This is a genomic window from Gilliamella apicola (assembly GCF_000599985.1).
GTDB lineage: Bacteria > Pseudomonadota > Gammaproteobacteria > Enterobacterales > Orbaceae > Gilliamella > Gilliamella apicola.
Genome location: NZ_CP007445.1, coordinates 2,914,526 through 2,936,111, shown reverse-complemented (window position 1 = coordinate 2,936,111; position 21,586 = coordinate 2,914,526). Strand labels below are relative to the sequence as shown.

Annotated in this window: 23 protein-coding genes; 10 read left to right on the top strand and 13 right to left on the bottom strand. The window is 34.7% G+C overall.

What is annotated here, in order from left to right:
• Positions 1-26 precede the first annotated feature (26 nt).
• From flhA to flgA, 5 genes are all read right to left on the bottom strand, one after another.
• Entirely contained in the window at positions 27-2,117 is a 2,091-nt protein-coding gene (gene flhA / locus GAPWK_RS13130) for a flagellar biosynthesis protein FlhA (RefSeq protein ID WP_025316673.1), read from the bottom strand.
• 17 nt (positions 2,118-2,134) lie between these two features.
• Positions 2,135-3,265, bottom strand: a complete 1,131-nt coding sequence (flhB, locus tag GAPWK_RS13125) for a flagellar biosynthesis protein FlhB (RefSeq protein ID WP_025316672.1) — start codon at positions 3,263-3,265, stop codon at positions 2,135-2,137.
• 151 nt (positions 3,266-3,416) lie between these two features.
• Positions 3,417-3,851, bottom strand: a complete 435-nt coding sequence (locus GAPWK_RS13120; protein WP_025316671.1) for a flagella synthesis protein FlgN — start codon at positions 3,849-3,851, stop codon at positions 3,417-3,419.
• A 22-nt stretch (positions 3,852-3,873) separates the two neighbouring features.
• A complete protein-coding gene (gene flgM, locus GAPWK_RS13115) occupies positions 3,874-4,173 on the bottom strand; it encodes a flagellar biosynthesis anti-sigma factor FlgM (protein WP_025316670.1) in 300 nt (99 codons plus the stop codon).
• A gap of 78 nt (positions 4,174-4,251) precedes the next feature.
• Complete coding sequence (flgA, locus tag GAPWK_RS13110) at positions 4,252-4,911, bottom strand: flagellar basal body P-ring formation chaperone FlgA (RefSeq protein WP_025316669.1); 660 nt, start codon at positions 4,909-4,911, stop codon at positions 4,252-4,254.
• A gap of 153 nt (positions 4,912-5,064) precedes the next feature.
• Between flgA and flgB the strand changes: the two genes are divergently transcribed.
• From flgB to flgJ, 9 genes are read left to right on the top strand one after another with little or no spacing between them, the layout of a single operon-like run.
• Complete coding sequence (gene flgB, locus GAPWK_RS13105) at positions 5,065-5,475, top strand: flagellar basal body rod protein FlgB (RefSeq protein WP_025316668.1); 411 nt, start codon at positions 5,065-5,067, stop codon at positions 5,473-5,475.
• 2 nt (positions 5,476-5,477) lie between these two features.
• Positions 5,478-5,885 carry a flagellar basal body rod protein FlgC gene (gene flgC, locus GAPWK_RS13100; RefSeq protein WP_110287316.1) on the top strand — a complete coding sequence of 136 codons (408 nt, stop codon included), beginning with the start codon at positions 5,478-5,480 and terminating at the stop codon, positions 5,883-5,885.
• A gap of 13 nt (positions 5,886-5,898) precedes the next feature.
• Positions 5,899-6,612: a flagellar hook assembly protein FlgD gene (gene flgD, locus GAPWK_RS13095; protein WP_025316666.1), complete on the top strand. Its 714-nt coding sequence runs from the start codon at positions 5,899-5,901 to the stop codon at positions 6,610-6,612.
• 16 nt (positions 6,613-6,628) lie between these two features.
• Positions 6,629-7,840 (top strand): flagellar hook protein FlgE, encoded by a 1,212-nt coding sequence (gene flgE / locus GAPWK_RS13090; RefSeq protein WP_025316665.1) that lies wholly within the window; start codon positions 6,629-6,631, stop codon positions 7,838-7,840.
• Between the two features lie 14 nt (positions 7,841-7,854).
• Positions 7,855-8,610, top strand: a complete 756-nt coding sequence (locus GAPWK_RS13085; RefSeq protein WP_025316664.1) for a flagellar basal body rod protein FlgF — start codon at positions 7,855-7,857, stop codon at positions 8,608-8,610.
• Between the two features lie 12 nt (positions 8,611-8,622).
• Positions 8,623-9,405, top strand: coding sequence for a flagellar basal-body rod protein FlgG (flgG, locus tag GAPWK_RS13080; protein WP_025316663.1), 783 nt, complete (start codon positions 8,623-8,625; stop codon positions 9,403-9,405).
• Between the two features lie 10 nt (positions 9,406-9,415).
• Positions 9,416-10,105, top strand: a complete 690-nt coding sequence (locus GAPWK_RS13075) for a flagellar basal body L-ring protein FlgH (protein WP_025316662.1) — start codon at positions 9,416-9,418, stop codon at positions 10,103-10,105.
• An 11-nt stretch (positions 10,106-10,116) separates the two neighbouring features.
• A complete protein-coding gene (locus tag GAPWK_RS13070; protein WP_038517594.1) occupies positions 10,117-11,226 on the top strand; it encodes a flagellar basal body P-ring protein FlgI in 1,110 nt (369 codons plus the stop codon).
• Positions 11,227-11,241: 15 nt separating this feature from the next.
• Positions 11,242-12,261: a flagellar assembly peptidoglycan hydrolase FlgJ gene (gene flgJ / locus GAPWK_RS13065; RefSeq protein ID WP_025316660.1), complete on the top strand. Its 1,020-nt coding sequence runs from the start codon at positions 11,242-11,244 to the stop codon at positions 12,259-12,261.
• Positions 12,262-12,390: 129 nt separating this feature from the next.
• On the opposite strand, the gene flgL is transcribed toward flgJ, so the two are convergent.
• The 8 genes from flgL to GAPWK_RS13025 all read right to left on the bottom strand — a co-directional run bounded on the left by flgL (position 12,391) and on the right by GAPWK_RS13025 (position 19,813).
• Positions 12,391-13,329: a flagellar hook-associated protein FlgL gene (gene flgL, locus GAPWK_RS13060; RefSeq protein ID WP_025316659.1), complete on the bottom strand. Its 939-nt coding sequence runs from the start codon at positions 13,327-13,329 to the stop codon at positions 12,391-12,393.
• Positions 13,330-13,344: 15 nt separating this feature from the next.
• The gene (gene flgK / locus GAPWK_RS13055; RefSeq protein ID WP_025316658.1) at positions 13,345-14,988 is read right to left on the bottom strand and encodes a flagellar hook-associated protein FlgK; all 1,644 of its coding nucleotides are present in this window, start codon (positions 14,986-14,988) and stop codon (positions 13,345-13,347) included.
• 169 nt (positions 14,989-15,157) lie between these two features.
• Positions 15,158-16,051, bottom strand: coding sequence for a flagellar motor protein MotB (gene motB / locus GAPWK_RS13050; protein WP_038518563.1), 894 nt, complete (start codon positions 16,049-16,051; stop codon positions 15,158-15,160).
• Positions 16,051-16,938, bottom strand: coding sequence for a flagellar motor stator protein MotA (motA, locus tag GAPWK_RS13045; RefSeq protein WP_025316657.1), 888 nt, complete (start codon positions 16,936-16,938; stop codon positions 16,051-16,053). Before motA ends, motB begins: the two co-directional genes overlap by 1 nt.
• A gap of 43 nt (positions 16,939-16,981) precedes the next feature.
• Positions 16,982-17,587 (bottom strand): flagellar transcriptional regulator FlhC, encoded by a 606-nt coding sequence (flhC, locus tag GAPWK_RS13040; protein ID WP_051516290.1) that lies wholly within the window; start codon positions 17,585-17,587, stop codon positions 16,982-16,984.
• A gap of 15 nt (positions 17,588-17,602) precedes the next feature.
• Complete coding sequence (gene flhD, locus GAPWK_RS13035) at positions 17,603-17,923, bottom strand: flagellar transcriptional regulator FlhD (RefSeq protein WP_038518557.1); 321 nt, start codon at positions 17,921-17,923, stop codon at positions 17,603-17,605.
• 186 nt (positions 17,924-18,109) lie between these two features.
• Complete coding sequence (locus GAPWK_RS13030) at positions 18,110-18,826, bottom strand: RNA polymerase sigma factor FliA (protein WP_025316656.1); 717 nt, start codon at positions 18,824-18,826, stop codon at positions 18,110-18,112.
• A 174-nt stretch (positions 18,827-19,000) separates the two neighbouring features.
• Complete coding sequence (locus GAPWK_RS13025) at positions 19,001-19,813, bottom strand: flagellin N-terminal helical domain-containing protein (RefSeq protein WP_025316655.1); 813 nt, start codon at positions 19,811-19,813, stop codon at positions 19,001-19,003.
• Positions 19,814-20,148: 335 nt separating this feature from the next.
• On the opposite strand from GAPWK_RS13025, the gene fliD reads away from it, so the two are divergent.
• Positions 20,149-21,582 (top strand): flagellar filament capping protein FliD, encoded by a 1,434-nt coding sequence (gene fliD, locus GAPWK_RS13020; protein WP_051516289.1) that lies wholly within the window; start codon positions 20,149-20,151, stop codon positions 21,580-21,582.
• Positions 21,583-21,586 lie beyond the last annotated feature (4 nt).

Here is a 21,586-nt window from a genome sequence, read left to right as displayed (position 1 = left end):
TGCTCTTTAAATGTCCTAAGTTTATATTACGTTTCGCTGCCAATTTGACAGGTTACTTTGATCTCTCGATTATTCGGAATTTCTAAATTTGACAATACCGCTAATTGAGGAAAATTAGGTCTTAAAAATTGTGCAAGCATTGCTCGTAATGAGTGATTAACCAATAAAACAGGTGGGGCACCAATTGCTTCTTGTTGATGAAGAGCTTGTTGTAGTTGTTGAATGATATGTTCAGCTAACCCGGGTTCGAAGTTACTGGTATTTTGTAGCGTTTGCAATAGCAATCGTTCTAAATTGACATTTAAACAGATCACATTGATTTGTTCACTATCAGAAAACCATTGTTGTGTAATGACGCGTCCTAAAGCAATTCTGATCATGCTAAGTAATTGGTAAGCATCATTCTGAGTCGGTGCATGCTCACAAATGGTTTCTATAATAGTGCGCATATCACGAATAGAGACTTTTTCAACAATCAGATTTTGCAATATTTTATGGAACGTTGTTAAGGTTATAACGCCCGGAATAAAATCTTCAACAAGTTTCGGTACTTCTTGCTTAATTCGATCGAGTAGTTCTTGAGTTTCTAATCGACCAAGTAAATCGCTCGCAAATTGTTGTAACAAGTGATTAAAGTGCGTTGCAATCATGGTGCTGGTATCAACAACGGTATAACCTAATATTTGCGCATTTTCTTTATCATTTTTATCGATCCAAACAGCAGGCAATCCAAAAGCAGGTTCGGTAGTTGGCGTGCCTTTAATGGTTTCAGTTACATTACCGGGATTAATGGCTAACCATTTGTTATTAACAATTTCACCTTTGCCAATCTCACCGCCTTTGATAAAAATTTTATATTGATAAGGTGCTAATGAAAGATTATCGCGAATATGTACTTGAGGCGGTAAAAAGCCAAGCGTTTGAGCAAATTTTTTGCGTAAACTACGAATTTTACCCAATAATTCACCGTTTTGTGTTTGATCAACCATCGGAATAAGTCCGTATCCGACTTCCATGGCTAAAATATCTTCAATATTTACATCTGACCAAGTTGCCTCTAAATTTGTGGGTGTAGTTGCAGTGACCTCTGCGGCTTTTGTGGTGTTTTGCGGTTCAACATTTTTATGTTTGTTTAGCCACCATGCCAGTAAGGTTAAAAAACCTGTGAACATTAAAAATACAATATTGGGCATACCTGGAATCAATCCAAGTAAACCAATTACAACCGCTGTTAAAATTAATACTTTAGGGCTATTAAATAGCTGGTTAAGCATTTGCTCACTGATGCTATCTTGTGAGCTGACTCGAGTCACAATAACACCTGCTGCGGTTGAAATAATTAATGATGGGATTTGTGCAACTAAGCCATCACCAATTGTTAATAACACATAAGTGTGGCTTGCATCAGCAAAGGTCATGTCATGCTGCATAACACCCACTAATAAGCCACCAATAATGGTAATAGCCATAATGAGCAAACCGGCAATAGCATCACCGCGAACAAATTTACTGGCACCATCCATTGAGCCGTAAAAATCGGCTTCTTGGGTTACTTCTGCTCGACGTGTTTTAGCTTCATCTTCACCAATTAATCCTGCATTAAGATCCGCATCAATGGCCATTTGCTTACCCGGCATACCATCTAATGCAAAGCGAGCGCCCACTTCAGCAATTCGACCTGCACCTTTGGTTATAACCATGAAGTTAATGATGACTAGAATAATAAAGACCACGATACCAATAGCAAAATTCCCGCCAACTAAAAAGTGACCGAACGCTTCAATAACTCGTCCCGCAGCATCACTACCCGTATGACCTTTTAATAATACTACTCGCGTCGAGGCAACATTAAGTGATAAGCGCAATAAAGTGGCAAATAATAAAACCGTTGGAAATGCCGCAAAATCAAGCACTCTTTTAGTGAATAAAGCTACAATTAAAATAATAATGGATAAGGCAATATTAAATGTAAAAAAGAGATCTAAAATAAATGCGGGCAAAGGTAATACCATCATCGATAGAATCAATAATATGAGTATTGGCCCTGCTAAAATTTGATATTGACCGTTTTTTAAGGTATTAAATGACAATAACGTCTGTAGCTTTGATTTAATCATAAAATTAGTAATTACTGTTATTTATTTTCCGATAGCGATTCAGGTACAGGTAAATTATTCGGTGCTAATGGCTTATCACCACCATATATATGCCAGCGTTTTAACTGATATACCCAAGCTAAAATTTGTGCGACAGCGGTATAGAGCTCGGTTGGAATCGTTTCACCAATTTCACCATGATGATATAAAGCACGAGCTAATGGCGGTGCTTCTAATAAGGGAATATTATGTTCGCTTGCTATCTCTTTAATACGTTGCGCAATTTTGTCGGTACCTTTCGCCAATAATTTTGGTGCTGCCATGATTTTTTCATCATATTGCAGGGCAACGGCGTAATGGGTTGGGTTAGTTACGATAACATTGGCTTTTGTGACATCTTTCATCATTCGGCGTCTAGCTATTGCTTGTTGCATTTGTCGAATGCGTCCTTTTATTTGTGGATCACCTTCTTGTTCTTTAAACTCATCTTTTACCTCCTGCTTGGACATTTTTAATTTTTTTAAATTACTCCAAATTTGATAAAAAATATCAAATCCCACCATTGGTATTAAAGATAATACACTTAACATTCCACAAATAATGATTAACTGTATTGCATTGGTTAATGCATTATTTAAATACATATTGGGCAAGGAAAGTATATTCGGAAAATAATGTAACAAAAATAGAGCAACTGTTGTTGCAATCAATATAACTTTAAGTACGCTTTTAAGTAGTTCCGAAAGTATTCTAATACTAAATAGCCGACCAAACCCAGCAATAGGGTTGAGCTTTGAAAAATTTGGTTTAATTGATTGCAAGCTAAAAAGCAATCCTCCGATAGCAAGTGGAGCAAAGATGGCTGTAATGACCAATCCTATAAAAACTGGCACAATAGACCAAATACCCGCTGTGACCAAATTAACTAAATATAAAGTGGATAATGCATCATCTTTTGGTGAATGTGATACTTTGATCGCCATTTTTATAATGGTGATCAATTGATTAATGGTATAAGGTCCGATTACTAAAAGTAGTGAAATACCTATTAATAGAATAAATAGCGAAGTTAATTCCCGAGATCGTGGTATCTGCCCCTTTTCCTTAGCCTTTTTTATTTTGCTATCAGTGGGTTGTTCGCTTTTATCTATATCACTATCATTAGCCATATTAATAATAAAATTATACTGTTAAACGCGTTTTTTAGTGTTAACAGTATGAACTTATTACTAAAGAATTAATGCTTTGAAAAGGCGATGATTTATGGGTTATTTATCTCGTTTAATGATTTTTAATATCAATAGGTTGTTTCTTTTTATTTTAAACCTTCGCCCGTTTGGATGAAATCACTTCGGTTTGCTGATAACCATTATTTGTATAAACAGCTGGATTATTTAAATTTTTAAGATAATTAATTGATTGTTCTGTCATGTTCATGCGATTTTCAATAATCAAACCATTATCACGATTAATGTTTGCCAATAACTTGGTGGTATCGGTAATTGATTGCCATTGAGCAGCAACGGTTGGATTTTCACTATAAGGTGGTTGTATATTTAGCTGTTGACTTAATTTAACTCGTTTTTCATCTAATAATTTTAATTCAATGAGTAACTGACTTTTTCTATCGATAATGTCAGCTAATTGATTGATTAACTTATTATCAATCAGTATTTGTTGTTCTGTTTGCAGAATTTCAGAAAGTGTTTGTAACATTTCTGTTATGTTATTTAAAATATCCTCTAATTCTAACATATTTATATTCCTTAAATTTTCATTATATTTCAATTTCTTGTAGCATTTGCTCAATAAGTTCTTTAGCGATTTTTTGTGAATCAATCACTAATGAACCATCGGCAATAGCTTGTTTTATTTTTTCAATTTTCTTTACGTCAATATCATTATTGGATGTGCGTAATAGTGTCACTGCATTTTGTGATAGGTCTACATTGGCACTTACCTTAGTATCATTTGGGGATGATATTACCGCTGTCTGATTTTTTTGTTGCTCAGTAATTACATCACGACTAATAAGTCCTGAAATGGCGGTAATAGATTTTGTTGCATCAATACTCATAAAGTACCTTTAATCATATTTACGATTTATGTAATTTGTTTAGTTCTATTATCGGCAATAATAGAAAAATCATTAATATTATTTGTTGGAAATTATTACACCTTGGTTTGTTAAAATTCCCTCAATAATATTGCCAGAATTAAGTTTAATACTGATTTTATCGTCTAATATGGCATTATTGAGTGCTTTACCATTTGTCGTTACTTGGTAATCTTCGTCATCAATAATTACTTTAACGATTTGACCCGCTTTGACCAGCCAATTTTTTTGTAGCATCGCCATTTTTATGGTTTCATTCTGATTGATATTGCGAGTAGCAATATAATTAAGGACATCAGATTTATTTAAAATAACTGAAGATGGCAGTTTATCTAACCATCCAGATTTTAAATCTATCAAATCTTCAGTGATAACTGAGCCAGCCGTAATGGGCTGTTTGGCTATAAGATAATGACCGCTAACAGCAACATAAATTTGCATAAAACTTTTTTTATTATCACATTGCACACCAATGGTCATATTGCCCCATGGTTTATTTTTATTGAGTAAAGATAGAGTGGGGGTGTCACAACTTAATTTAGGTATATTATTGGTATAGCCAATGGTTATCGTTTCTAGATTATGGCTAAATTGCTGCGCGATGAGATCTTTAATCTGTTTGCTAAGCGGGTTCGCTAACACAAAATGGCAGCTACATAGCATAAACACACCAATTATTAATTTCACGATTTTAATCATGCTTATTTTTTCTAGATTATTTATAAAGTAAATTCTACTTTATGCTCAAAAAGTTTGAATGTTGAAATAAGGACAATTTTAACCGTTATTTGTACGATAATTTTTTCTAGCTTCACTTAAAATCTGTGCTATCAAAAAAATTAGGGTGATTTTATGTTTGATAAACTGGATAACTGGGTTAATTTTCACAGTCAGGCACTCAATGTGCGTGAAACGCGGCAAAATATATTAGCGGCTAATATAGCTAATAGTGATACACCTAATTATCAAGCTCGAGACATTGATTTTAAAGCAGAGTTAACTAAAGCCATAAAAAATCAAGGCAATGTTAATAATATCGCACTTCATACTACCTCTAATCATCATATTCAAATATCAATGCCAATGCCTACAAATCAAAATCTACTGTATCGAATTCCTTATCAAGCTTCGGCTGATGGTAACACTGTAGAGATGGATCAAGAGCGCACAGTGTTTATAGATAATAGTATTCACTATCAAAGTAACCTTACTTTTTTAAGTGAACAATTTAAAAATGTGATGTCAGTATTACAGCAAGGATAATTGTGATGAGTTTTTCTATTTTTGCCATTTCTGGTTCAGCACTAATGGCGCAGACCCAACGAATGAATGTCAGTGCTAGCAATTTAGCTAATGCCGATAGTATTACCAGCATTTCAGGTCAGGCTTATCGCGCCAAACAAGTAATTTTTCAAGTTGATGATAAGGGGTATCAAAATAGCGTAGCAGGCGTAAAGGTCTCACAGGTGATTGAAGATCCAGCACCAATGAATTTAGTGTATGAACCGAATCATCCTTTAGCAGACGAGAAAGGTTACATTCAAAAACCTAATGTTGATCCAGTGGCAGAAATGGTTAATACCATATCGGCATCTCGTAGTTATCAAGCAAATGTAGAAGTTATTAATACAGCGAAAAGTTTAATGCTAAAAACCCTTACTTTAGGGCAATAGAAGGATGTAATTCATGGGTATTTCTAATGTAGCGGTGTCAGATTCATCAAATATGACCAGTCCAGTCAGAAAAGGTGCATCTGATGGAAACTCTAGTCAGGAATTACAAGATAATTTCTTAACATTACTTATTGCTCAAATGAAGAATCAAGATCCTACCAATCCTATGGATAACAGTCAGTTAACATCACAACTTGCTCAAATTAATACGTTAGCGGGTATTGAACGACTTAATACGACTTTAGGTATGGTGTCAGGCCAGATTGACGATAGTTTATCGGTCAATGCAAGTAATATGATTGGTAAAGGTGTCATGGTTCCCGGCAATAAAATTTTAGTTGCCACATCGGATGTAGATGGTTCTGAAACAGAAAAAGAGACCATTGCCACACCATTTGGCTTTGAACTTATGCGTGATGCTGATTCAGTAGTTGTCACCATAAAAGATGAAAACGGCAATGTTGTACGTGAGGTCGATTTAGGTTCGATTCCTGCTGGGGTCAGCTCTTTTACTTGGGATGGTGAACTTAACGATGGAACTAAGGCGCCAGACGGTAGCTACACGTTTTCGATTAATGCCAGCTACGATGGACAAAAAGTATCATCAACATCATTATCTTATTCAGTTGTATACGGAGTAATTAATAGCAAAGTTAACAATAAAGTATTACTAGATTTAGGGATACTCGGTTCAATTAGTATTGACGAAGTACGTCAAATTCTTTAAAGGGGAATAAGTTCATATGGGGTTTTCTCAAGCAATTAGTGGTATGAATGCCGCTTCAAAACAATTAGATGTTATTGGTAATAATATTGCCAACTCTGCAACAGTTGGCTTTAAAAGTGCCAGTATCTCATTTGCTGATATTTATGCTGGCTCAAAAGTTGGTATGGGTGTTAAAGTTGCATCTGTTATGCAAAATTTTAATGATGGCACGATAACTTCAACAAATAATAGTTTAGATGTTGCCATTTCTGGTAATGGATTTTTTCGGTTAGTGGATAGCAACGGGCAAATTTATTATACCCGTAATGGTCAGTTTCAATTAGATGCTGAGCGTAATATCGTATCTGTCGATGGGTTGCAATTAACTGGCTATTTAGCAACAGGTACGCCACCAAAAATCCAGCAAGGGTCTGCACCTGGTCCATTAAAAATTTCACAAGATATGTTAAATGCATCAGCAACCAGTAAGGCTTTTTTACAAACGAATTTAAATTCAAATAGCAAAGTCCCTGAAAAACAACCGATTAATGCAGAAGATGCTGACACATTTAATTATTCAACCAACATCACAACTTATGATTCCTTAGGTAATCAACGTAACGTTCAGCTTTTTTATGTTAAAACCGCAGATAACCAATGGGATGTTCATTATCTTGATAGTAGCGATCCTAATGCAAGCCTTAAAACATTAGGACAAATGGAATTTGACTCATCAGGTAAATTAATTAGCAATCCAGAAATGACCATCAATCTTAATGGTTTAAATGGTTCAGCTGATAATACCTTTACACTGTCATTAGCAAACAGCACTCAACAAAATATGGGTAAAGAAGTAGGCAGCATTAAAGCTCCTATCATTGATGGTTATGCTGCTGGTGATCTCGTTGGCTATAGTATTAATGATGATGGCACAATTTATGGTGTTTATTCTAACCAGCAAACCATGTTATTAGGTCAAATTGCGATGGCTGATTTTGCCAATGTCAACGGATTAGAATCAACAGGCAATAATAACTGGCGCTCAACGCCTAATTCTGGAGCAGAAGTTTTAGGTGTCGCTAATAGTGGAACGTTTGGATCACTAGCTAGTGGTGCGGTTGAAGCGTCTAATGTTGATATGAGTGCAGAACTGGTTAATATGATTGTGGCTCAGCGTAATTATCAATCGAATTCCCAAACCATTAAAACTCAAGACCAAATATTTAATACATTAGTTAATCTGCGTTAATTTAAGGATTATTTATGGATCGGGTTATTTATACTGCAATGTCGGGCGCAAGCCAAACTCTTAATCAGCAGGCGATTACCTCACATAATCTGGCTAATGTATCAACGGTGGGATTTCGTGCTCAATTAACTGCAATGAAAGCCGTGCCAATAGTTGGTAATGATATACCGACACGAACGATGGTTGCTGCAACTACACCAACCTACGATTCAACAATGGGAGCATTTAATTATACAGGGCGAAACTTAGATGTCGCCCTATCTCAAGACGATTGGCTAGCTGTTCAGTTAGCAGATGGTCGTGAGGCTTATACCCGTAATGGTGCAATTGATATTGATGAAAACGGCGGACTTTATATTCAAGGTCATCCATTAATGGGTGATAATGGTGTTTTAACTGTACCACAACAATCTCAAATAAGTATTAGTAGTGATGGTACGCTTTCTGCTTTAGGTGCAGGTGATAAACCGACCACGATAGCCCAAGTCGGTAAAATAAAAAAAGTCCATCTTTTGCCACAAGAAATTGAACGTGGCGATGATGGTTTTTTTCATTTAACACAAGCGATACAAAATGAGCGTGGCACGGTAATGCCTGATAATCCTAAAGCCCAATTAATGTCTGGGGTATTAGAAGGCAGTAATGTGAATCCTGTTACCGCTATGGTGGATTTAATCTCTCATGCTCGTCAATTTGAAATGCAAATCAAAGAAATCACGACTGCTGATGAAAATGCTCAAAAAGCGAATCAAATTTTATCACTTACATAGGAAGGAATAGCAATGATTAAATCATTATGGATTGCTAAAACGGGATTAACCGCCCAACAGATGAATATGGATATTATCTCTAACAATTTAGCCAACGTTAGTACCAGTGGTTTTAAACGTCAGAGAGCGGTATTTGAAGATTTACTTTATCAAACGGTTCGCCAACCTGGGGCGCAATCATCTGAGCAAACGACATTACCCTCTGGTTTGCAAATTGGTACAGGCGTTCGCCCAGTTGCAACCGAACGTATTCATAGCCAAGGTAATTTGGAAGCAACGGATAATAGCAGTGATGTAGCAATTAATGGACAAGGTTTTTTCCAAGTTTTATTACCTGATGGTACACAAGCATATACGCGTAGTGGTGCGTTTCAAGTCAATCAAAATGGTCAATTGGTGACAGCGGCTGGTTATGAAATTCAGCCTACTATCAATATTCCTTCCAATGCTATCAAAATGACTGTTGCGCGCGATGGTGTGGTCAATGTGACGTTAGCCAACCAATCAACACAAGTACAAGTTGGGCAGTTGACCTTACATACGTTTATTAACGATACTGGTCTAGAAAGTATGGGCGAAAACCTGTATTTAGAAACCGAAAGTTCAGGTGCACCAACGGAAAACACACCCGGACTAAATGGAGCAGGTTTGCTGTACCAAGGTTATACCGAAACGTCTAACGTTAATGTTGCAGAAGAGTTAGTTAATATGATTCAAGTACAACGTGCATATGAAATTAACAGTAAAGCCATTTCTGCCTCGGATCAAATGCTACAACGTTTAAACCAACTTTAAAGCGAATAACATGATAAATTTAGTGAAATATCTTTATATTCTCATGACGTTTTTTCTTTTAAGTTGTGCACAGTTGCCTAAAAAAGCATTGGTTGAGGGGGAAACTAGCATCGTGCCGAAAATGCCTGATATCGTCAATACCAGCGGTTCGATCTATCAAGCTGCCCAACCGACTAGTTTTGGCTACCAACCTATGTTTGAAGATCGTCGTCCGCGCAACATTGGTGATGTATTAACAATTGTCTTACAAGAAAATGTTAGCGCGAGCAAAAGCTCATCAGTTAATGCCGGTCGTAATGGTGCGTTAAATGTAGGAGTAAAAACTGTACCTCATTTTTTAGATGGACTTGTTGGTCGAGGTAAAGCCGATACAGATATCTCAGGCAGTAATGATTTTAAAGGATCGGGCGGTGCGAATGCTAAAAATACCTTTAGCGGTACAATCACTGTAACTGTGCAAAATGTCATGATTAATGGCAACTTGAAAGTTATTGGTGAAAAACAGATTGCGATTAATCAAGGCACGGAATTTATAAGATTTTCTGGTGTAGTTAATCCAAGAACCATCAGTGGTAATAATACTGTTATTTCAACACAAGTTGCTGATGCCCGTATTGAATATGTCGGTAATGGCTACATTGATGAAGCGCAAACTATGGGCTGGTTACAGCGCCTATTTTTAAATTTTTCACCATTTTAGTGAGTATCATCATGCTAAATAAATTACGTTTTTTTATCAATTTTATCGGTATGACTTTATTGCTCACTCCAGTTTGTTACGCTGAACCTATTCGTGATCTTGTTACTATTCAAGGGGTAAGAGAAAACGCCTTAGTAGGCTATGGTATTGTGGTTGGACTTGATGGCACCGGCGATCAAACTTCACAAACGCCTTTTACTATTCAAAGTATCACGAATATGTTATCGCAATTGGGGATAACGGTGCCATCAGGCAGTAACATGCAATTAAAAAATGTGGCAGCAGTAATGGTGACAGCCAAATTACCTTCTTATGCACGAGTTGGGCAACAAATTGATGTTGTGGTGTCTTCTTTAGGGAATGCTAAAAGTTTGCGTGGTGGTACATTAATTATGACACCACTAAAAGGCACCGATAATCAAGTTTATGCTATTGCTCAAGGTAATTTATTTGTGGGTGGAATGGGTGCAAGTAATAAGGGGTCAAGCGTAAGTGTGAATCAAACAGCAGGAGCGACCATTCCTAATGGTGCGACAATCGAACGTGAGCTTGCTACGCGTTTAGATGAACAAGATATAATTCATTTACACCTTAATCAATTTGATTTTACCCGAGCCTTAAAAATATCTGAGGCAATTAATAAGTTACAAAAAAACACAGCAGTTGCGATGGACGGCACTACCGTCACGGTGACAATGCCTAAGGATAATCAGGATCGAGTAAGGTTATTGTCACGCATACAAAATCTTGAAATTAGTAATACACCTATTTCAGCTAAAGTGGTGGTAAATACCCGTACTGGTGTTGTAGTGATGAATCAAAAAGTTAAATTAGACAATTGTGCCGTAGCTCATGGTAATTTATCGGTTGTAGTCAATAATAAATTAAAAGTGAGTCAACCTAATACACCATTGGCAGGTGGTAAAACTGTCGTTGTTCCAGATGATGAAGTTAGCATTGAGCAAGATGGTGGCGCGCTACATAATTTGGCTTCAGGTACCGATTTGAACCGAGTTATTCATTCACTTAATTTATTGGGTGCAAATCCTACGGAGTTAATGTCTATACTTGAAGCATTAAAAACCGCAGGTTGTTTACACGCCGCGCTAGAAACGATTTAAAACAGAATTATTAATATGAAAAATTTAGTTAATCAGTCCATTAATCGTTTTGCTTATGACTTTTCAAGTATTAACCAATTAAGACGCGATGCTGTTAGTGGTTCAACTGAAAGTATCAAACAAGTTGCGGATCAGTTTGAAACATTATTTGTTAATATGATGATGCAATCTATGCGCAAGGCCGTTCCTAATGGTGGTTTATTTAATCAATCTGCCATGCAACTATTTACCTCTATGTTTGATCAGCAAATTGCTCAGCAAACAGCAGGAAAAGGTCTTGGGCTTGCCAATATTATTGCCAAACAATTAACGAATCAGCCTCATTCTGCGGCTAATATTAATGCGCAATCTCAAGCAAATAATAATCAAGTTAATATCCAATTAGCACAATCTCTATTTAGTGATAATACATCAAATTTATCTCCAGCGGCATTAGGTCAATTACTTTATCAGCAACACAAAACCAGTAATTTAACTAATACTAATGTCAATCAATTATCATCACCAACCAACTATGCTGATCAAGACCATATCACGCAATTTGTGGTTGAATGGTTTGAACCAGCTAAAAAAGCCGCTAAAGCTTCAGGTATTCCTTATGAAATTATTATTGCTCAAGCCGCATTAGAAACAGGTTGGGGTAAAAAACAGATAAAAACAGCCGACAATCAGCCAAGTTATAACTATTTTGGTATAAAAGCATCGCCATCATGGAAAGACAATTCTACTCGTTTAAAAACTCAAGAATTTTTAAATAACAATAGAGTTAAAATTCAAGATGATTTTAGAGTGTATAACAGTAAACAACATGCAATAACTGATTATGTTAATTTACTCACCAAAAATTCACGTTATCGGGCGGTGGTCAATGCTCCTGATGCAAAAACAGCGGCCAAAGCATTACAAGATGCTAATTATGCAACTGATCCTAACTATAGCGAAAAATTGATTAAAATTATCAATCGTATTGAGAAAATTGCTAAAAATATACCGCCAAAATCACCATCTGGTTTTAGACAAATTGCTTTCAAATAGTATCCGGATAAATTGATTTAAACTTAAATAAATTGATGATTAGGAGGCTTTAGCCTCCTGTTTTTTTATGTATATTTTTAAATATAATCTATTAACATTTTTGTATAAATGAAGTTTAGTGACAATCAGCTATTTCATTTGAAATAACGACATGTTTTGCATATTCATAAATGTATATTGTGCCGCTTGTAAATTTGCTTGTAACATCACATAGTCTGAAATGGCTTCATACCAATCAACATCTTCGATTTGACTAATTTGCGTTTCAAAATCGATGTCCAAGGTCTTACCAAGGGCTGTTAGTCTTTCGACTTCTGCAAGTACATTACCGCCTGATGATCTGACGGTTGATATATTTTCAAACGAGTTATCGACACCTTGGCTGGCTTTGGATAGGCTCTCTCTAAATTGTGCAATCGAATTAGGGTCATTGTCGTCTAAACCAATTTGCAATGCTTCAATGGCATAATCAATGCTGGCAAAAATATCATTTTCAACAGCACTATTGGCACCAGTCATAAAAATTTGCTCACCAGTAAAACTCATTGATACTTCACGTGTTTCATCAATAAATATATTAATGGTTGTTGAGCCACCAACATAATTAACTTTGCCATTTTCATCAACAACAAAAGGAGGCGTGTCATTTTTGTTACCCGCAAACAGATAATTCCCATTCGTGTCTTTGGCATTGGCTAATGATATTAATTGATCTTTTAATCCTTGCAGTTTATTGGCTAAATCAAGTCTGTTTTCATCGTTTAGCGTTTCATTACCTGCATAAACTAATGTTTCTTGAATTGATTGGATAACGGTATTTGCTTCTTTTAGTACGGTATCTTGACGACTTAACGAGTTATTAGCACTTTCACGGGCAGCTTGAAACTGATTATTTCTAGATTGCGACTGTTTTAATATTAAGGCTTGTGATGAACCCATTGGATCATCTGATGGTGATAAGATTTTTTTACCCGTTGCTAAATATAATCCTGATTTTTGCCATTTATTATTGGTATCTAAAATACTATTTAAATTTTTTTGATACATTGAATTAGTACTAACACGCATATTTTAATCCTTTTATCATTTAGCCAAACCTAAAATGGTATCAAATATTGTAGTTGCAGCATCAATAATCTTTGCATTAGCTTGATAATACTGCATATAAACTTGCATAGAAATATATTCTTCTTCAATATTCACACCAGATATAGATTGATTTTGCTCATAAATTTCTTGGGTAATATTTTTACTGGATTGTGCTGAAATTTTAGCAGTTTGTGTTTCACTTCCTACATAACTGACCAACGCGTTATAAGCACTATTTAAGGTTTTTGTACCATTAATTAATTTTTCGTTCTGAATATCAAGTAATTTGGCAACATTACGATTGTCACCATTACCATTTTCATCGTCATTAATGCCGGTTGCGAATTTATTCACATCTTTTACTAATAGCTGTAATGATGATGCTACATCGGCAACAGGTTTAAGTAAAAAGCTATCGCCTGCAACTGGATTGCCATTTATTTCAATAGATAATCCATCAAATAATAACTTGCCATCTTCAACTTGTGGGGTAATTTGTTTATTATCTGATAATCTGGTTACTACCCAATCGTTACCATTGAACTCAATTTTATAATCAGACGCTTTTACATCTGTCACTGAGTGGTAATTGATTTTAGCCGTAGCATTACCTTGATTTTTGGTGTTAGCAATACTGCTGGGAGACTGATAATCAAATAATTTTTCGCCAGGATTACCGTTAACATCGACACCTGACATATGTACTTCATTAAAACGCTCAGCTAAATTTAAGGCAATTAAACCGAGCTGATTGCGTGCTTCAAGGAGTGGTCCATCACGAAAAGCTAATAATCCATTTAATCGGCCTGATGCGATATTTTGACTTGTCAGTTCTTGAGTCGCACCAGAATTATGCGTGTAAATAATAGTGTTTAGGGCCGGGTCATCTTTAGACGGTTGTACCGATAATTGAGTTGCCGAAGAGCCTTGTACCAGACTTAAACCATTAGGAAGCGAAATATTATATTCTCCATTTTGATCGGTAACGGTTATTCCGATCATTTCGCTTAATTCATTAACCAATTGATCTCGTTCATCCAGTAGAGCATTAGGTTCATGCCCGCCACTTACTGCCTGTAATCTTGCAATTTTTTGATTAAGGTCAGCAATTTGTTTAGTGTATGAGTTAATCGTATCAACGTTATTAACGATTTCAGTGTTGATATTGGTAATCTGATTTTTTAAATTTAACTCAGTTTTATTGAATTGACTTACTAAAGAGTTAAGATCATTAATGACAGTCTGTTTCGAAGCTGCATTACCCGCATCAGAGGAGAGCTTATTTAAACTAGTAAACAGGTTATTTAATTGCGAAGAAATACTGTTTTCATTTTCAGCTAATAAATTATCAACTTTTGATAATTCATTGTAATAAGCTTTTATCGAACCATTCTGTGATTGTGATTGGCGTAATTGTCCTACCACAAAACTATTATACGCTCGATTAACCGATGATACCGAAACACCATTACCAACAAATCCATAATTATATTTAGTGCCATTTGCTTGCCGCAAAATTTGCTGCTGACGATTATAACCAGCAGTATGTGCATTACTAATGTTATTACTTATCACATTAAGCATATTTTGTGCTGCATTTAATCCACTAATACCTGTATTCATCAATGAATTTGACATAATAGCTCCTGCTCATAAATATAATTTCAGTTAATAACAAAACTATTAACCTAAATGGTTATCTTTTATATCGGACTAAAATCGCAAAACTTTAGTTATTTTTTTTAAAAATTGGATTTTTTTTGATTTTAATTTTTTAGCATACTCAACCAAATTATTTTTATTGGTATTACTCTGATTTAATTGGTTTTGCTTGTTTTAAAAAGTCAATTCCCGTCATGGTATTTTCATCTTCAATATATTGTTGGGCTGACTTATTTAAAATTAAAATACTAATACGACGATTAGCATCTTTACTGTAATTTTTATTATTTAAACTCACCGTGTCAGCCAGTGCAATAATGCGAATAATTTTGCCAGAATCTAATCCGCCAGCAATAAGTTCCCTTCTTGATGAATTTGCTCTATCGGCAGATAACTCCCAGTTACTATACCCTCGATCACCTGTTACATACTGACGCTCATCAGTGTGACCAGATAAAGTTATTTTGTTGGGCAAAGCGTTTAAAATGGGTGCAAGTGCATGTAAAATATCTTGCATATCAGAATGAATAACGGCACTTCCTACTTCAAACATAGGGTTGTCATCGGTTGCCAGAATTTGAATCCGTAATCCCAATTCGGTCAATTCAATAATCAGGTTGGCTGCTAATTTTTTTAATCTGGGATCGATTTCAAATACTTCATAGATTTTTTGAGCAGCTTTTATAAGCTGTAATTTTTCAACTTGCTTAGATTCTGATTCTGTAAAATTATGGTTTAAATTGGTATTTTTTTCTTCACCTAATTTTTTATTAATATCATCTCCACCACCTGGAATAGGACTTTCACTATCACTTAGGTTTTTACCGCCATTTTGTCCCAAAATAAGAGGTGTTCTAAAATATTCTGCAATACCTTGTAATTCTTGCGGGCTAGCTTTGGAAATTAACCACATGACCAAAAAAAGTGCCATCATCGCTGTCATAAAGTCAGCATAAGCGATTTTCCACGAACCACCATGGTGAATGCCACCATGCTGGGATTTTTTTCTAGTGATTATTCTTACAGATTTTTCTTTCATTATTCATTATTTTCATTTGGGTTGGTATTTTTATCTTTTACATCTTGGATGTATTTTTCTAATTCAAAGAAAGAAGGTCTTTCATGAGAAAATAACGTTTTTCGTCCAAATTCAATGCAAATTTGTGGAGCATAGTCGTGCATACTCGCAATCAGTATTACTTTGGTACACTCCAGCGTTTTGATCACACCTGCATTTCTTTGTTTTAGTAACGCCGCTAATGGTGAAACAAATCCATAAGCAAGCAAAATACCTAAAAAGGTTCCAACCATGGCATGCGCAATAAGTTCACCCAATTCACTCGCTGGTCTATCTGCTTGTGCTAGCGTATTGATAACACCCATAACTGCAGCCACAATACCAAAAGCAGGTAATCCATCTCCAACAGTTGAAATTGCATCAGCAGGTTTTTCTAATTCGTGAGTATAAGTTTCGATTTCCTCATTCATCAGTGCTTCAATTTCAAATACATTCATATTGCCACTAATCATTAATCGCAGATAATCAGTGATAAAATCGCAGATTTGAGGATTGTCCAAAATAAGCGGATATTTTTTAAATAATTCACTTTCTTTTGGATTATCAATATCAGATTCAATGGATAATGTACCATTTTGTCGAATTTTGGTAAGAATGGTGTACATTAAATTAATCAGTGTTAGATAAAGTGTTTTATTATATTTAGATGATTTAAATAATTGGCCTAATGCTTTAAGTGTCGCTTTTATCACTTTCTTTTCGTTACTGACAATAAAAGCTCCGATTGCTGTTCCTCCAATAATCAGAAATTCTAATGGTTGAAAAAGTACTGCTAAATAACCACCACTTAGAACGTAACCAAGTAATGCAGAAGCGATGACAACAATATATCCTATAATTATTAGCATTGGTTTTCCTTTTTATCCATAATTAATATTTTTAATATTTATTTTAAGCTGTCATTTCTTTAGCAATTACTGAATCAAAACCACTAGATATTGATAGTACCTGTAAACACTTCGCATGTTTTTCTTTATGGGTTTTATTATTTTTTTCTGCTCTTGATGGTGGCTGACATAAACTGCAAATAAAACTGTTATATGGTTGGTAAGCATGTGTAATAAATCGTCCATGACACTCTTTACAACATGATTGTTGCATGACATTGCTTTCAACAAATTTGACTAAAATCCAAGCTCGAGTTATGCCTAAAACGGGCTCGTTTTCATGTGAAAATGAACATTGTTCTAAGTAAAGTTGATAGGCTTTTAAAATTGTTTGAATACCAGGCTTTGAGCCATGTTTCACTAAAAAATGGTACGCGTTGTAAAATATACTAGAATGAATATTGGGTTCCCACGTCATAAACCATGTGGTGGAGAAAGGTAATAAACCTTTAGGTGGAGGGCAACCTTGAATCTCTTTATACAGTTTTATTAATTTACCTCGACTTAGATCTGTTTCACTTTCTAGCATTTGAATTCTTGCACCGAGTGAAATTAATCGGGTAGCTAATTGAACTTCCTTATATTTTTGAATGATACTTGTACCTTTCATACTGATTCCTTTTTGCTACTTATTTATTGAATCTAAAAGTAAACTTGATAAAAGTATGCCCGTATGCATCTGTTTTATATCACTTATGCGGGAATCTTCTGTGAGTTTCTTCATCATTTCTGCGTTTTCAAATCGCAATTGAAATGTTAATTGGTTGGTTTCAGATAAAACCAACATTTGTGAAGTGTTCAAACTGCTAAGTATGTCGGCTGTTTCTTCATCAATACCTAATCGATACATTGCCATCACTTTATCTTTTTCAAGCATCTTTTGACTTAACAAGAGAGTTGAAAGATTTAAATGATGTATACATTTCAAAATATCGTCATCTAATATATTTCCCAATTTAATCACCCATCCATATTTATATCCGTATAAAAAAACGAATAATTGATAAAATAAAACATTAATAATTTTTTTAAACTTAAAATTACATTTTTAAATGGAAAAGGTCAATAAAAAAATCATTTCAATTTATTTTCAATTTATTTTTCTGCGTTTTACTCTTTTAATTCTATTTTTTTATAGATTGATTTTACTTTGTATTCGTTTAATTGCTTGACTATGTAATTGGCTAACACGAGATTCACTAATATTCATCACGTTACCAATCTCTTTTAAATTCAGTTCTTCTTGATAATAAAGTGCTAAAACCATTTTTTCTTTTTCAGGCAATTTATTAATTTGTTGAATAATAATATTGTAAATTTCATCACTAATGATTGAAGAAAATGGGTTATTGTCAGTGTCCGATTCAATTACTGTATCGAAGTTATCACCCAATTTTTTTTGTATTTCATCGTAAGAAAATATCTGACTATAATTTGAATCTAATAAAACTTTGTGATATTCAGTAACAGATAATTGCAAATGTGCCGCTATTTGATGGTCATTAGGAGGGACGCCAAGTTTTTTTTCTAACTCATTAATTGCATTTGTCACATCTTTAATTTTTTTCCGTGTTTGCCTTGGCAACCAATCTCGACTACGCAGTTCATCTAGCATAGCGCCTTTTATTCTAGGAATAGCAAAGGTGGTAAAAGAATAACCTTGAGAAGCATCATACCGTTTTATGGTATCTAACAAACCGATGTAACCGACTTGTAATAAGTCATCAAGTTCAATTGTGGTTGGCAAACGAACCGCTAATTTAAGAGCTTCATTACGAACTAAATAGATATATTGTTGCCAATCAATTTGATTCACTATACCTTGAGAGTTATACAGGCTATCACTCATTTTTTGAACCAATTTAAAAAAATGCTAACAAGTATTATGACTATAATTGATTGAATTAATGGCTAGAATAAGATAAAAAAAATAGGTAATTAACTTTATTAGCAATAATGGTATTAAAAATACCATTATTGTTATTGTATAAATTAGAGTGACCATGAATTCTAATTGTATACTTTATTGTAGTAAAGAAAGTACAGATTGAGGTACTTGGTTCGCTTGTGCTAATACTGAAGTACCTGCTTGTTGTAAGATTTGACCGCGAGTCATATTAGATACTTCTTCCGCGTAATCTGCATCTTCAATACGGCTGCGCGCTGAACTTAGGTTATTTACAGTATTGTTGATGTTAGTTACAGTTGACTCAAAACGATTTTGTACCGCACCAAGCTCACCACGTAATTCATCAATTTTTGATAATGCCGCATCAATTGTTTTTAATGGATCTGCTGTTGGCGCATCTGATACATTAAAATTAGCTAAACCTAATTTGTCGCTGTCAATTTGTTTTAAATTGATAGAAATGATTTCACCATCATTTGCACCAACTTGAATGTTAAGGGTTCTATCTTCTGATAATACTTTAGTACCATTAAAATCAGTTTGTGCTGATACACGGTCGATCTCTTGTAAACGTTGATCGATTTCATTTTGAATTGAAACAAGATCGCTTTCAGAGTTAGTACCGTTTGCCGCTTGAACAGTTAACTCACGAATACGTTGTACGTTATTATTGATTTCGTTTAATGCACCTTCAGTGGTTTGTGCAATTGAAATTCCGTCATTTGCATTACGTGCTGCTTGAGTTAAACCACGAATACTTGAAGAAAAACGGTTAGCAATTGCTTGACCTGCTGCATCATCTTTAGCGCTGTTGATACGCATACCTGATGATAAACGCTCAATTGCAGTCCCAAGAACGCTTTGAGAGTGATTAAGATTGTTTCTTGCCATTATAGACATAGTATTGGTATTAATTACCTGTGCCATTTTTATCTCCTTTATATAATAATAAGTTTGATCAACACGATATTGAAGATTAATTCAAAACATTTGCTGATGCTTTAGTTATCGGTTTTAAAAAAAGAAACTTTAGTATTTTTTTCCACGAATATTTGTTTTAAAAAAAATTATTGAAAAATAAAAAATATTGTTATTATTTTTCAGTTATTTATATAAAAATTGTTTCCGTAAAATGTATCTTGCTATGTTAAATAATCTAAGATTTTTATTTTTAACCTTTGAATTTATTATCATTACTAAACTTTTTATTACATTGGTCGATAAAACAAGTGATGAAAGAATTTATATTAGGGTAATTAATCATGGCAATGAGTATTTTAGGAATTGGTTCTGGTATTGATTTAAATGAAGTATTAGATCAATTAGAAGCCGTTGAAAAAAATCGTCTTACACCAATAAAAGCGCAGCAAAAAACAATAAATAATAAGATTAGTGGTTTTGGCAAGTTAAAAAGTGCGTTATCCACATTTAATAGTGCAACAGCAAAACTGCAAAAAAAAGAACTCTTTCATGCCCGCACCGTATCAGGTAATGATAATTATTTTACGACTAATGTAAGCAGTAATGCTCAATTGGGTAATTATACGGTTAGTGTTGAACAACTTGCTCGTGCACATAGCGTTGCAACTAACGCAGTAAATGATAAAAATTCAGCGCTCGGCAATGATAATGAAACTCGGACACTCACCATTGAACAAGCCAATGGCCAAAAGTTAAATGTTACTTTATCCAAGGATGAGACGTCTTTAGAGTCGATTGCCAATGCGATTAATCAAGCGAAAGTGGTTAATGAAGATGGTTCAACCAGTGAATCATCTGTAAATGCAACCATTGTGCGTTCAGGAACGGATAGTTATCAGTTAGTTATTACATCAAAAGAAACCGGAGAACAACAAGCCATTACTTCTGTTTCATCGGATGATGATAAGCTTAATTCACTCATTGGCTTTGATATTCATCAAGCTGATTCATCGGCAATGAGTGAAGTCGCTAAAGCGCAAGATGCCAAATTTAGTTTTAATGGTATTACGGTTAATAGTGCATCAAATACTGTTAAAGATGTTATTCCGGGCGTTGATATTACGTTAAAAGCGGTCACAACTACCTCACAAAATTTAACTATTGCGGCCGATAATGAAAAAACGCAAGAGGCACTTAAAGAGTGGGTGGATGCATTTAATCAATTGCAATCAACCATATCAACCTTAACGCAATTTACTGCCAGCGATGCCAATTCAGATGAATTAAATAGTAATAATGGACCACTGATTGGAGATTCCACTCTACGTAATATTGATCAAAGCATTCGTTCTATATTTTCGAAAGGTCAAGCAGGTGAATTTTCGGTACTGTCACAAATTGGTATCAATATGGACAGCAATGGCAAGTTGGTGATTAAAGAAAACGAATTGGAAAAAGCCCTTAAAGAAAACAGTGAAGCAGTAGCCATTTTATTTACGGGAGATGGTGAAACAACAGGCATTGCTAACGAAGTGTTTGCCAAAGTCAGTAGTTTTATTGATAGTGATGGCATGATTGATACTGCAACTAATGGTTTAAATTCAACATTAAAATCATTAGATAAACGCTATGATCAAGTCAATAACTCCATTGACCAAACTATCGAGCGTTATCGGGTACAATTTACCAAGCTAGATATATTAATCAATGAATTAAATGGTATGAGTAATTACCTTACTACCCAATTTGAAATGATGGCGAATTTAAAAAAATAAGGCA

Bases quoted from the DNA above. Each gene is read 5' to 3' on its own strand.
- GAPWK_RS13075 (WP_025316662.1), top strand. From the start codon at position 9,416: ATGATAAATTTAGTGAAATATCTTTATATTCTCATGACGTTTTTTCTT.
- GAPWK_RS13085 (WP_025316664.1), top strand. From the start codon at position 7,855: ATGGATCGGGTTATTTATACTGCAATGTCGGGCGCAAGCCAAACTCTT.
- motA (WP_025316657.1), bottom strand. From the start codon at position 16,938: ATGCTAATAATTATAGGATATATTGTTGTCATCGCTTCTGCATTACTT.
- flgD (WP_025316666.1), top strand. From the start codon at position 5,899: ATGGGTATTTCTAATGTAGCGGTGTCAGATTCATCAAATATGACCAGT.
- flgM (WP_025316670.1), bottom strand. From the start codon at position 4,173: ATGAGTATTGATGCAACAAAATCTATTACCGCCATTTCAGGACTTATT.
- GAPWK_RS13025 (WP_025316655.1), bottom strand. From the start codon at position 19,813: ATGGCACAGGTAATTAATACCAATACTATGTCTATAATGGCAAGAAAC.
- GAPWK_RS13030 (WP_025316656.1), bottom strand. From the start codon at position 18,826: ATGAGTGATAGCCTGTATAACTCTCAAGGTATAGTGAATCAAATTGAT.
- flgL (WP_025316659.1), bottom strand. From the start codon at position 13,329: ATGCGTGTTAGTACTAATTCAATGTATCAAAAAAATTTAAATAGTATT.
- GAPWK_RS13070 (WP_038517594.1), top strand. From the start codon at position 10,117: ATGCTAAATAAATTACGTTTTTTTATCAATTTTATCGGTATGACTTTA.
- flhC (WP_051516290.1), bottom strand. From the start codon at position 17,587: ATGAAAGGTACAAGTATCATTCAAAAATATAAGGAAGTTCAATTAGCT.
- motB (WP_038518563.1), bottom strand. From the start codon at position 16,051: ATGAAAGAAAAATCTGTAAGAATAATCACTAGAAAAAAATCCCAGCAT.
- flgE (WP_025316665.1), top strand. From the start codon at position 6,629: ATGGGGTTTTCTCAAGCAATTAGTGGTATGAATGCCGCTTCAAAACAA.
- flhB (WP_025316672.1), bottom strand. From the start codon at position 3,265: ATGGCTAATGATAGTGATATAGATAAAAGCGAACAACCCACTGATAGC.
- flgB (WP_025316668.1), top strand. From the start codon at position 5,065: ATGTTTGATAAACTGGATAACTGGGTTAATTTTCACAGTCAGGCACTC.
- flgG (WP_025316663.1), top strand. From the start codon at position 8,623: ATGATTAAATCATTATGGATTGCTAAAACGGGATTAACCGCCCAACAG.
- fliD (WP_051516289.1), top strand. From the start codon at position 20,149: ATGGCAATGAGTATTTTAGGAATTGGTTCTGGTATTGATTTAAATGAA.
- flgJ (WP_025316660.1), top strand. From the start codon at position 11,242: ATGAAAAATTTAGTTAATCAGTCCATTAATCGTTTTGCTTATGACTTT.
- flgA (WP_025316669.1), bottom strand. From the start codon at position 4,911: ATGATTAAAATCGTGAAATTAATAATTGGTGTGTTTATGCTATGTAGC.
- GAPWK_RS13120 (WP_025316671.1), bottom strand. From the start codon at position 3,851: ATGTTAGAATTAGAGGATATTTTAAATAACATAACAGAAATGTTACAA.
- flhA (WP_025316673.1), bottom strand. From the start codon at position 2,117: ATGATTAAATCAAAGCTACAGACGTTATTGTCATTTAATACCTTAAAA.
- flgK (WP_025316658.1), bottom strand. From the start codon at position 14,988: ATGTCAAATTCATTGATGAATACAGGTATTAGTGGATTAAATGCAGCA.